Genomic DNA, 11825 nt, shown 5'->3' with positions numbered 1-11825 from the left:
CGAGGACAATAAATGACCAACTATGATCTAAGTGAAGGAACGCGCAAAAAGCTGATGGGCGTGGCTACACCAACGATTGCCACGGCTCTGTTCAAACGTGGGCTCCGCAACCAGTTCATCCAAGATGTGCGACCGCTGTCCGCCAAGGGGGCCAACATGGTTGGGCAAGCCTTTACGTTGCGTTACATCCCAGCCCGCGAAGACCTTAACACGATCGAGGTCTTCAAGGACCCCGATCATCCGCAGCGCGCCGCGGTAGAACAATGTCCGGAGGGAGCTGTCCTGGTGATGGACAGCCGCAAGGATGCGAGGGCTGCTTCGGCCGGCTCCATATTGATATCAAGGCTGCAGGTGAGGGGTGTGGCAGGTATCGTCACTGACGGAGGCTTCCGCGACAGTCCTGAGATTACCAATTTAGCCATTCACGCCTACCACAAACGTCCTTCGGCTCCAACCAACCTTACCCACCACCAGGCCTGCGATATCAACGTCCCAATCGGCTGTGGCGATGTTGCGGTATTTCCGGGAGATGTAGTTGTTGGGGACAATGAAGGTGTCATCGTTATTCCCGCCCATCTCGCCGACGAGATTGCCACCGAAACGGTCGAGATGACGGCCTATGAAGATTTTGTCACAGAACAAGTTATGAACGGTGCGACGATCATCGGGCTTTACCCGGCCACTAGCGAAAAACCCAAGGCCGATTTTGCTGCCTGGCGACAGAAGCACGGACGATGAAGCAGTTGCCGCATCAGTATGCGCGCCTGATGCGGGCGGGCACGGATGCTGGGTTCGACAATATCATTGGCAGCTGCGGTGCCGGACGGCAAGGTCAATTTGAAACCCGCGGGCGACATTTACCGTCCCTGAAGCAGCGCGATACGGTAATAATAAACTCAGGACAAAAAGAAAATGCGGCCTCTTCGGTTCAAGCAAAACATTAACCACAAGTCAGCCCTCCGTCATCGGGCGGCGGCCCATTCTCCGCATTCCTGGGATCCAAACTACCCTGTTATCGACCTTGCCGCCTGTTCCAGACTCGCCGGCGCGATCACGCGGTGAAACGGCGCTATTACCGCCAAGTAGGTCCGTCCCAGCCAGTTATGACAATGCACCACGGTCACCACGACGAGTTCCCGGTCGCCCGCTGCACCTGCTGCCCGCAACAGGATCGCGAGCCGGAAGTCGAGATGCCGGTCATCCGCACCCATCACCAGCTCCTCCGCACTTTTTGATAGCAGTGGAAAGAAGCCGATCACCGGGCCTTGCGCCGCTGCGGCAACACCAACCGCACGAGACGTTTTGACGCCGACTGTCGCCATCACCACGTCGCGCACCCGCGTCAACGCGCGAATCCACCACGCCTGCCGCTCGAACCCAGCACGAGCCAGCACTTCGATATTGTCGTCAGCCTGTATAGGTAACTGAATCGCGTAAGCATCAATAAGGTCTGCGCCCACATAAAACGGCGCCAATACACTATCGGACGGCATACGCACCGCACGGGCTTTGATTCTATGCCCGGGTTTCCGCAAGGTATCATCAGCCGCGAGCGATGAAGGAAAACCAGCTGCCTGATCCACCGCGTCTTTCCGTGTGGTCATTTTGGCCGGGCCGATGCGAGGTATCATTTCGGATATCCTTCTGCTATTATTTTCTTAGCAATGAGTACATGGGTCACTATGAAAAGTATAGCATGAAATTTCCTCAGCCTGGACAACCCGTGCGCGGCTCGAAAACCGGTCAACCAACTATGGCATTGCTCGACCTACTGGGGCGGCGCATGAGTTTGCGCGTGTTATGGGAGCTTGCTCATGCAGAACAAGCCCTAACGTTTCGGGAGCTTCAGGCTGTCGCCGAAACGAATCCCAGCCTCCTAAATACACGCCTCAAGGAATTGCGAGCCGCTGCCATCGTAGTCCATCATACTGGCGGGTATGATTTGACAGAAGATGGGAAAGCGTTGGTCCGCCTTATCATGCCGCTCGACGAGTGGGCCATCGCCTGGGGTGCCAGACTTGGGGCCACGTGCAGTAAAGAATGAACTGCAATGCCGTCTAAACGTGGGACCAGCGCCTAAAGATCAGCCGGGTCGGAAAACAAAATATCTTCGAGCTTTCCCTCGCCTGGCTGCATCTTGAAATGAACACGGCATGGGTCATCGATGGCACCGGGGCTCGGAAAGCAGATTCGCTGATCCGTTCCTGACACGTAAGGCTTGAGCCGATGACGTCAGTGCGCGCCAACCAAGAGAATGCTTGAAACCATGCCATAAAGGTAATACCTTTTGCAAAACAATCATTACCGAGGCAGAAATGACAACGACCGTGACGACAAAGGGCCAAGTCACCATCCCCAAGCCCGTGCGTGATTTCCTTGGAATCGTACCTGGCAGCAAAGTCGAATTTCATAGGGCGAGCGACGGAAGCGTTGTGATTACTCGCGCTGACCGACATCAACCGAAGAGCCGGTTTAACAATCTGCGCGGTCATGCCGGTGAGGGATTGAATACGGACGCGATCATGGCTCTCACACGCGGAGAATGATGACGCTTATCGATACAAACGTGCTGCTGGACCTTGTTACAGACGATCCGAATTGGGCGGATTGGTCGATTGCACAACTGGAAACCGCTTCGTTTCGCGGCCCGCTCTTAATTAATGATGTTGTCTATGCCGAGCTAGCAGTGCGTTATAAAAGAATTGAGGAACTTGACGCATTCGTGGATGCGGCGGGCCTCGACATTCAGCCAATACCCCGATCAGCCCTGTATCTGGCTGGAAAGATATTTACACGGTATCGCAAATCTGGTGGCTCGCGAACCGGTGTTCTTCCAGACTTCTTCATCGGCGCTCAAGCCGCTGTCAGTGGATTTACTCTTTTAACCCGCGATATCGGTCGATACCGAACTTATTTTCCAACTGTGACGCTGATTACGCCAGACGCCTAAATCGCTAACCGAGACCAGGTCAACGATTTTTTTCGATCGAACAGGTGTTCGACGATGAGGCTACTTGATTTGCCAGTTCTTTGGAGTGCGCTCGGGCGTGGCTTCACCTTGAGCGGCAATGTCATGCAAGGTAAGGTTCGGTTAGCGTCAACAATGCCAGTGATCAAAGACATCGGCCGGCGTCAAGCAGCCGGCGCTTGGCCACAACACCGTATCGACTATCCGCCGTCCGGTATATTGAGGCGACCAGTCTTCTGACGGTCATAGCGAGTGTGGTTCTTTTAACCTCTTTAGCCCGCGCCCCTGCGAACATAAGAGCGGGCATGGCAAGGGATCGCCACACCCATGTTCTTTGACAAAATGGACAATTATGAAGAGCGGGCCGCGACCTTTTGCGTGCTCAGCCGGTCCAGAGTTTTGACAGCCCAATCCCAATCTGGCGCTAGTTCTGTGCCCCGCGCCGCAGCATCGGTTGCCTTGGCTCTATCTCCATTGACCTCGTGCAATTGCGACCTGAGCATATAAATTTCTGCCCTTTGCCGGGCATGAAAAAGTGTTTCAAGCAATCGGTCGGTGGCAACGAGACCCTGCTCTGGATTGGTTTTGGTGTGAACGCGCAAATTGGCGAGCTTGAGCAAGGGCCACGTCCATTCAGGCTTGGCATCCGAAGCGCGGACAAAAGCTTCGGCAGCTTCTTCAATATTTTCAAGTGCCTCATGGCACCGGCCAAGTAATTGCCAGGCATCTGCAGAATCAGGGCGCCGTGAGAGATAGTCTCTCATGATCTCTACAGATTCAGCATGTTTCTGCTGCCGGAACAGCACTTGTGCAAGCTGATAGTTCCACCAGTCAACATTGCTATCCAGTTCGATTGCTTTTCGAAGCTGCTCTTCGGCTTTTTCCGGCTGCTCAAGCCGCATTAGTGTAAGAGCCAGTTGATGCCGGGCACGGGCATTCCAGGGTTCGGCTGCAACGGCGCGTTCGGCATAGACTTTGGCATCCTCCAACCGCTCGCCCAAGCGGGACAATTCCGCCGAAATCAGATGATGGGCTTCCGGATTTTCCGGATGGTGCTTCTTTAGCTGCTCGATCAGTACAGCGCTGACAGATTTGCCGCTATGAGTCGAAATCAATGCCTCATAGATCGGCCGCACTGGGAAGACTTCCAGCGGCACCTGCAAGGTTTGTTTGGTGGCCTCCGCAAGATCATCCCGTGACAGGAGTTTCATTTTCGAGCGGACCACGGATGCATAGCTGAAATGTGGCGTATCGACCGGAGGATCGATCAGAAAACGTTCGACAAATTCAGACAGTACAACATCGGGCTTGTAGGCCTCAATCAGTTCCCGGTCGAACGATTTGCCATAAATATAGACCAGCGTACTGAAACTCTCCTTCAAAAATGGCAGGAGATTGCCACCAAAGGAATCCCCAAACATGACGCAACGCGGCAATGTCGTGTCCTTATTGGTGAAAACCCGGATACGGCCACGATTTGGAATCCGGTTGTCAAAAGACAGCTTCCCGGCCGCGTTATCTATTCTGGCAGACAGGGTGGGCGCCGACACTGCCGGCTCGAACTTTATGCCGAGATCGCCAACATAGGGAACTTCTTCGAATGAAATGCGCGAAGGCTCGATCTGCAGGGGTTCAATGCCGTTTTGCGACAGTCCCCGACAGAACTCCTGATAACCGATATAGGCCCCAAAACCGCTCCAATGCGTGTCTGTTTTGGGATAGGTAAGTCCTTTGGATTTGCCAGCACGTATTGCTTCAAGCGGATATACTATCTTTGATGCACGGCGCGGTCCAAGCGCAGTCATGATCTGGTGCAGTGGTCTGGTATCGGCAATCTCCACCCAGTCCGGTAATTGCTCGGAGTAGACGAGCTCCTTGTTCGGAGCGACGAAAACCAAATGTTGTGCGCCAAGCGATGAAACATAGGCGTCACGCTCAAGGATCAATTTACGCCAGGCTTCGATGCCTTTCTGGTCAAGAATATGTCGCCCGGTAATCTGGTCGATAACGCGATTGGAATCGTGATCGAGAAATATCCAGCCATCCTTGCCCAACAGATATTTCTTGCTTTTGTCGGCGCGCGACGTTGAGGTAAAATCATCGGTCATGAACATCTCCTGACTTGCAATTCCTGCCATTCGGTATTTTGAAAGACACGAATATTTCTAATCGAGGTCGCAGCCCCATCGACATCGCCATCGTCTTTCCCTGCGAAAGATGCCACTGCATTGCTGAACAGTAGCTGCGCTGGCGTATGCGCAAAATCATTGACGGCTTCGAAGATTTTCTTTTCATCGAAATAGAATTTGAAGCTGTCTTCGCTCCACAGCATGCCATAACGGTGAAACTCGTTTGCAAGCTTGAGCCGCGGGCGGTAACTCTTTGAGAGCACCTTCTTCACTGGCAGCCATTGGCGAGCTGTTACATGCACGAGATTTGGGAATTTGGCTTCAACTACATCGAGTTCGAAACGTTTATCCCCCTCGCTATCCGGCACGGAGGTCAGCCAGAATGCATTATTGACGCCCGCTTCATTGGCAATTTTCATCTCGCATTCAAAATAACCATAGCGCTGTCGAAAATCTTTTGTCCGCACATAGCCACCAACGAAGGGTCGATTGCCGCCCCGGTTGTCGCGATTTCGCCCCAGATTGAGCGAAAGCCCGGCACCGGAGATCGTCACATTTTCCGGCCGCCGGACAGATTTTGTTTCGCCGCCGCTATCGGTAACCTTGACCCACCGCTGATCAAAACCCGCATTATCGGTAAAATCATCGGTGAATGATAATTGCCAATCCCCGGAGGCGCGCTGCAGAGCAGACGGCAGATTGGGGCAAAGCGCACGGGCAAGAGCGGGCCGTGCAAGCAAACCAGCCGATGCAACACCAAACCCTGCAAGGGTCAGAAAGGAGCGTCGGCTGAGTTGTGCACGGCCTTCATTCATTCAGCAGCCACCTTTGCTGCCGGTGTTTCCTTAAGACTGCGCAAGCTGGTTTCAAGATTCCATGCACGGTTGCGAAGCACTTCAACTTCACCGGTCATGAAATCGATTTCGCTACGGAACCACGAAACCGCTTCATGAATGTTATGCGGTACCTGTACCAGATTAGGTACAGACTGGGGCTTGTCAGCTGGCGCTGCCACTGGCTTCGGCAGTACGTGGTTGAGCTTGTTCTCCGTCAGGAAGCGATGATACTCGGCAAAGTTCTGGCGGTAGATATGTTGAACCTTGGTGAAATCAGCCTTTTCAAGCAGTTTCTCGAGGTTGATCGGAAGGTAATCCTCGATCTCTATTGAAGGAATAGCAAAGAGTGAGGACAATTCGCGGATGCGTGAGTCATACGTAAAAAAGATTGCCGGTATGCCCTGATGCAGGGCAATAACATTGCCGTGCAGACGGAAGCCGACCATGACATCGACATTTGCAGCCGCGTCTGCTGCCCACTCGTCGATATCGAAGAACGCGCTCATGCGGTTGTTGAGCATTTCCTCAGCTTCAGGATGGCCCAGCAAACCGAATTTGGTCAGGATGGCCTTGACGTTATCCTGCTTTTCTTTGCCCGAAGAGAAGATCGCCAGCGTCTCTTCCCGCTCACCCTGTGAATAGAGCTTGCTGGATGGGCGTTTGGCAACGGCATCAATCAAAGCCCGCTGCATGCGATTGGTCTTCGTCGCATTACTTGCATAATCAGCAGACAGATATTTGTTCAGGGTCAGGCCAATACGTGCCTTCTCCGGATCAATCGACTTGATCGCAATTGAAGGACGCAAGGAACGGTAAAAACTGGGGCAGCCAATAACGCGCACGTTCTTGATACCAAGATCGTTGAATATCTCGGCACTGTAGAAGCCGCGAACGCCGATTGTTTCGCACTTGTCAGCGATGATCTTCCAGGCTTCAACCGTGCCCTTTGGAACATTGAGCTTCTTGTATTTGCCAGCCTGCGCGCCAACGCCGATAGCAACGACCGGACCTTTGAGCTTCTTCAGCAAAGGTACAACGTGACCAAGATCAACGGTCTCGGTCAGATAGTTCGATCCACGCACAACAGTGGCTTCATAGCTGTCATCCTGAGGCCAAAGCTTTTCATTTCCCGCATGGGAAAACTGCACGTTCCTGATTTCATCATAGGCTAGCGCCTTGAGCGTGGCGTCATAGACGAGAACGTCGCCTGTGTTGATGCCGCCCTTGTTGAAGGCCGCAAGCGGATCTTCAAACTTTAGATAGGCTGCCTTGTTGCCGGGCTTGACCGCAGCACCACCATTCAGAACGAAAAGTTTCTTCATCGCTAGTTCCTCAAATTATTCATATTGGCTGACCCGGCAGCAGCGATTTGCAACGGCCTGATTTCGGTAATTTCATTACGATCTTCTTGATCTTCGTCGATTGCTTCCACGTCCACGCGGTGAATCCGACTGGTCGAGATTGGTACAACCGTCTGCTCCAGAACTTTCGGAGCCTGTTCAACGCTCTGCGGTAACCGGTCGGGGAACCATGCTTTCAACTGCTTGACCAGCGGTGAAACACTTTCCTCCCAGGCGAGGGCGCCGCCGCGAATGGCTGCCGCTTCCGAAAGACGCTGCAAGGCATCATGGTCGGCCGCCAAGGCGGAAATAGCTTCCGTGAGTTCGCGGATAATTACTGTGTCATCTTCAGACCGGATAAGCAGCCCATCCACAGCGTGATCGATAAGTTCATCAACGGCACCGACAGCTGTCGCAATCGGCACGCAGCCAAGCCGCTGGGCTTCAATAATGGTCAGTGGAGCGCCCTCCCAGCGCGATGGCAATACAACAACATCCGCCCATGCGAAGGCCTTGTTAAGATGACGGCTTGAATACACCGGTGGTTCAACCTGCACGCCAATTTCGGCAAACCGGTCTTTCCACGATCCGCCCGCACCCGCATCCATCACGTCGCTGCCAATAATCTTCCAGTCAACGGGCTCTCCGCGTTCGCGCAAATCCCGAACTGACGCGAATAGGCGCTCAATGCCTTTTTGTGCATCTAATCGGCCAAGAAACAGGACGTTGAGCTTGTCCCTTTGGGACTTTATCCGCCGTGCCGACAGTATGGTGTCTCGCTCTTTGGCGGCCAATGCATAGCTTGCTGCATTTTGTATATGCGTGAGCTTTGCTATTGGCACACCCATGCCATGCAACCATTCGACCATATCGTTCGAGCAGGTAAGAATCGCGTCATAGACATGCTCAAATGCCAGTGTGAGATAAGGATGACCAGCATCACGCCCCATTCGAGATTTATCCAGCACATGGACATAGTTCAGAACCTTGACGCCGCGGCGGCGCAAATCGCCCAGCAAGGCGTTTACGGGCGCCACCTGATTGTTGATGACGACATCAAGACCGGCAAGAAAACCCATGATCTGCTCGGCCTTGGCTGCTTCGTCATGCCCCATCATCAGGTCATGGCCCGCAAATTTGTTTGGCCCACCCCAAAGTGGGTAATCGTCGGACAAAAAGTTGACCGATTTGAACACGCCGTCATTTTCCGGGACACGATTGTAGATCGCTTTTCCAAACAGGAATAGATGCACTTCACATCCGGCATTCTTCAAAGCGTTGGCAACCGCATAGGCTACCTTTTCCACGCCGCCAAAACTGGCGATTGGCAATAGGAAACCGACGCGCAGCGGGTTCGAAGCCTGCGGCAATCGTGGCATGACTGGCCTTGCGCCCACCGCATGGCGCAACAGCTCGAAATAGCGGCTCCGGTTGGGAAAATAAACGGATCGCCAAAGCCAACGATTCCTGGTTTTTGAGCGATATCCTGAGTCACGCAATGCTCCAAGCGTGGCTAAAAGTGCATTTGTTGACGATAAAGCCGTGCTTTGCATTTCGCGTGCTGTAAATGGTCCACTCACAACAATTTCCACGACATTGGGCGATGGAACAGCCTTGTGCAGCGAGCGTATCCAATCATCGGAGGTGTCATCTGCACAGGTGGAGAAAATATCGAATGTGCACATCCAGCCGAAGGGCTTGTCGGCAAGAGGCTCACCATCATTAATGGTGCGGATATCTATTCCCATCCTGGCATTATTCCGTTCGAAGCGTATCGCCACGAAATGATGCTTCTCAGCGATGCGTTCACTCAACCATAACAGATTATGAATGAGGCCGAGGCGGGTTAGAGCTTCGCGATGGGCGGCGGTCATCCAAAGCATGAACGGCGGAACTCCGAATGTTTCCGGTTCCGTCTTTGCTGCCCAAAAGCGGGTTACAAAATCTTCGAGGCTGCATTTGGCGTGGTCCACCGTCGGGTCGGTAAACATATCGACTGCATAAGCCCCCATGCCGATTGCAGCATATCGGGGTGCCTCCTGATGCTCCCAGGTCAACAATGTTTCCGTGGCGAAGAGTTTCTTATGCTTCTGGCGGATATAGGTGAGAATGCCCTCCCGGGTGCGATTGGAATCGCGAAGCATGCTCTCGGCACGCTGCCGGTACTCGAACCCGAAGAAGGGATAGTTGGAACCAAGAAATCCGCGACCGATGGCCTGTAGCCAGAAATCCCAGTCTTCAAACCCGGATGTCATGCTTTCATCGAAGCGAATGCCTGCGTCAAGCATGCGCCTTGAGACCAGACTTCCAGCCTCGCAAATATTATCGAAGGTCAAATGCAACAGGCGTGAATATTGGGTCGTATAGTTCCCATTCCATTCAATCCCGAACTTGTCGATGTTGGGGTATACCCAATCAACCTTGTCATCGGCCTGCATGAAAGCCAGAATGTCGCGAAGGGCAGTGCTCGTAATCCGATTGTCAGCATCAAGAAAGTAAACAGCCTCGATGCCATCGAAATTGCGTAGCGCAAATTCAATCCCGTAATTGCGCGCTGAACTTAATCCGCCGTTTGCCTTGCGCAGATAAAAGACATTTGAATGCGCCATGGCATAGGTTCGCCCGATTTCGCCAGTCTCGGGAAAGGGGCAGCCATCATCGATAACCAGTACAGCAATCTCAAACGGTGCCTGTTGTGCCAGCGCCGATTCAATGGCTTCTGCCAACAATACCGAATGTTTATAAGCGGGAATGATGACGGCGACCTTAGGCGAAAAACGTGGTTCCGGCTCTTCACCCGAAGGCAACTGATCCACGACTTGCTCCCGTAAACGGTTTATCTGGTCCAGCATGAAACTACCCGTTGACCATAAGACTGACATTGCGGAATTTGGCCCACGCGAAACTGTTGTCACCCGGTGTCGTCATCCGCGTTGCGAAATAGATATTCTGCCAAACACCAATCTGATCATTGATGAAAGCGCTGATCCGATTATTTTCTCCCGGCGCAATACTCACCCATCCAGAGAACCCTTCTCCCGGGTCCACCGTCCGTTGTTCGGCAAATAGCGGCCGCGCATTCTCGAGGCTCGCGGCTACGACAATCGCAAATTCGACATCCTGCGACTCTTCGTTGTCGACGACGACATCCGAAGAAATCCTCAATATTTTAGGAGGGCACGCGGCGGGAATCTGGCCGATTGTCATGCCTGTTGACGGAGGGTGACAACCCACCGCTTTTTCTTCCGGCAAAGGAAGGATGGCGGCAAACTCGAAAGAGATTTCATCGGTGTTTGCCAATGTGGCAAGATCAAGGATACCAGACGCAAGCGGCATCTCCCTGAATCCGCCTTCGCGAACCTTTTCCGACTGAGCCGGCAAATAATTGGCCCAACTGGGCAGAACAACACCCGGCATTCCGCACCAGACCTGGATAGCCAAACTGTTCTTTAGCAGCGGCACATCATTGGCGGCATCGCGCACCTGAAACATCTCCAGCGGCTGAAGCCCGCCGAGCGACAAGAGGGGCAGTTCATCATCAGCGCCGTCCACCTGCACCCGCAAGTTCAGCGTGCGCCGCAATCCCGCAAGAGTTCTGGAAAGACCAAGGTAATTCCAACCATGCTTGAGCTTGCCCAGCGGAATGACCCAGCTCTCGACGATAGCCATGTCTTCCATAGTCACGAGTTGCGCATTCAACGTAGCGTCATCGCGATGTGACAGGCGATCGAAATGAATGGCAATGGCACTAACGCCCGCGCTTGCGACAGGAAGCACCTGTGATACGCCATCAAAGGAAGCATCTGCCAATACGTTTGAACGAGATGAGCTGGTTACAGGCTCGTTGGAGAAAGCAAGTTCAAAGGGTTGCATCCCCTTGCGATCAATAAAGCTTTCGACAGTGGCAAAACGATTTTGAAGGTTATCGTTCAAAGTCCTTAACGCCAACAGCTCCCGGTTTGATTTGACCATTCGCCGTGCATCAGAAACCAGCATTCCCGACAGTTTCCTGATAAGGACACCGGCCGTCTCCATTTCCTTGCCCGTTCGCCACTCAAGGATCACCGGTTCCTCAATAATACCTCGGCCCTTCAGCCAATCGAGCAATCGCTTCTCGCGCCCTCTGTGTGCTGGATTTAAAAGAACAGCCAGGATGCACAAAGGCGCCTCAAAGGCTTCTGTTTTGACCCCCACTGCATCGGAGAAAATTGCGGCCTCATCCTTGACCCCTTCGAATCCGAGAATCTTTACCGCATTGGATAGCTCACTCGGCAAATCATCATGTTCGATGCCCAAGCGTAATAGGATCGGTTCTTTTAACAGATCAATGTTTTTCGAAGATTTCGTAGCCGGCGAAAGCTTGTACGAAGTCTGAACCGTCATATTCTGGACCCTTGATCGATTGATGTGTTGGAATTTGAATTTCTATACATATAAAATGGCAACTTCATGAAGATTGTCACATATTTCTATTGCAGTGCAACAATAAAATTATTTCAACTGTTTGGCATTATTCTAAAACAAAACTGGTATTATTATGGACATAACTTGA

The 11825-nt window shown here is 52.8% G+C and carries 10 protein-coding genes; 4 read left to right on the top strand and 6 right to left on the bottom strand.

The window, feature by feature from the left end:
- The first annotated feature begins 12 nt into the window (after nt 1-12).
- Nucleotides 13-738, top strand: a complete 726-nt coding sequence (locus V9K92_RS00120) for a ribonuclease activity regulator RraA (protein WP_336442239.1) — start codon at nt 13-15, stop codon at nt 736-738.
- Between the two features lie 266 nt (nt 739-1004).
- Here V9K92_RS00120 and V9K92_RS00115 read toward each other — a convergent pair whose 3' ends face one another.
- Nucleotides 1005-1631, bottom strand: a complete 627-nt coding sequence (locus tag V9K92_RS00115) for a DUF2867 domain-containing protein (protein WP_307277713.1) — start codon at nt 1629-1631, stop codon at nt 1005-1007.
- Here V9K92_RS00115 and V9K92_RS00110 point away from each other — a divergent pair.
- From V9K92_RS00110 to V9K92_RS00100, 3 genes are all read left to right on the top strand, one after another.
- On the top strand, nt 1556-2044 hold the full coding sequence (locus V9K92_RS00110; RefSeq protein WP_337352812.1) for a winged helix-turn-helix transcriptional regulator: 489 nt from the start codon (nt 1556-1558) through the stop codon (nt 2042-2044). The two genes, V9K92_RS00115 and V9K92_RS00110, sit on opposite strands and share 76 nt — an antisense overlap.
- A gap of 271 nt (nt 2045-2315) precedes the next feature.
- Nucleotides 2316-2546 (top strand): AbrB/MazE/SpoVT family DNA-binding domain-containing protein, encoded by a 231-nt coding sequence (locus tag V9K92_RS00105; protein WP_307277706.1) that lies wholly within the window; start codon nt 2316-2318, stop codon nt 2544-2546.
- Complete coding sequence (locus tag V9K92_RS00100; RefSeq protein WP_336442283.1) at nt 2546-2950, top strand: type II toxin-antitoxin system VapC family toxin; 405 nt, start codon at nt 2546-2548, stop codon at nt 2948-2950. Before V9K92_RS00105 ends, V9K92_RS00100 begins: the two co-directional genes overlap by 1 nt.
- A 368-nt stretch (nt 2951-3318) precedes the next feature.
- On the opposite strand, the gene V9K92_RS00095 is transcribed toward V9K92_RS00100, so the two are convergent.
- Genes V9K92_RS00095 through V9K92_RS00075 form a run of 5 tightly spaced genes read right to left on the bottom strand, consistent with a single transcriptional unit; the run spans nt 3319 to nt 11656 of the window.
- Entirely contained in the window at nt 3319-5076 is a 1758-nt protein-coding gene (locus V9K92_RS00095) for a tetratricopeptide repeat protein (RefSeq protein WP_337352811.1), read from the bottom strand.
- Nucleotides 5073-5912 carry a family 16 glycosylhydrolase gene (locus V9K92_RS00090; RefSeq protein ID WP_115054034.1) on the bottom strand — a complete coding sequence of 280 codons (840 nt, stop codon included), beginning with the start codon at nt 5910-5912 and terminating at the stop codon, nt 5073-5075. The genes V9K92_RS00095 and V9K92_RS00090 overlap by 4 nt, the downstream gene beginning before the upstream one ends.
- Complete coding sequence (locus V9K92_RS00085) at nt 5909-7255, bottom strand: polysaccharide pyruvyl transferase family protein (protein WP_115054035.1); 1347 nt, start codon at nt 7253-7255, stop codon at nt 5909-5911. The genes V9K92_RS00090 and V9K92_RS00085 overlap by 4 nt, the downstream gene beginning before the upstream one ends.
- Before the next feature lie 2 nt (nt 7256-7257).
- Nucleotides 7258-10089, bottom strand: a complete 2832-nt coding sequence (locus V9K92_RS00080; protein ID WP_337352810.1) for a glycosyltransferase — start codon at nt 10087-10089, stop codon at nt 7258-7260.
- Nucleotides 10090-10129: 40 nt separating this feature from the next.
- Nucleotides 10130-11656, bottom strand: coding sequence for a DUF6212 domain-containing protein (locus V9K92_RS00075; RefSeq protein ID WP_336442234.1), 1527 nt, complete (start codon nt 11654-11656; stop codon nt 10130-10132).
- Nucleotides 11657-11825 lie beyond the last annotated feature (169 nt).

Source organism: Phyllobacterium sp. CCNWLW109 (assembly GCF_037203905.1).
GTDB lineage: Bacteria > Pseudomonadota > Alphaproteobacteria > Rhizobiales > Rhizobiaceae > Phyllobacterium > Phyllobacterium ifriqiyense.
The sequence above is the reverse complement of the archived record's forward strand: the minus strand, read 5'-3'. Positions and strand labels throughout refer to the sequence as shown.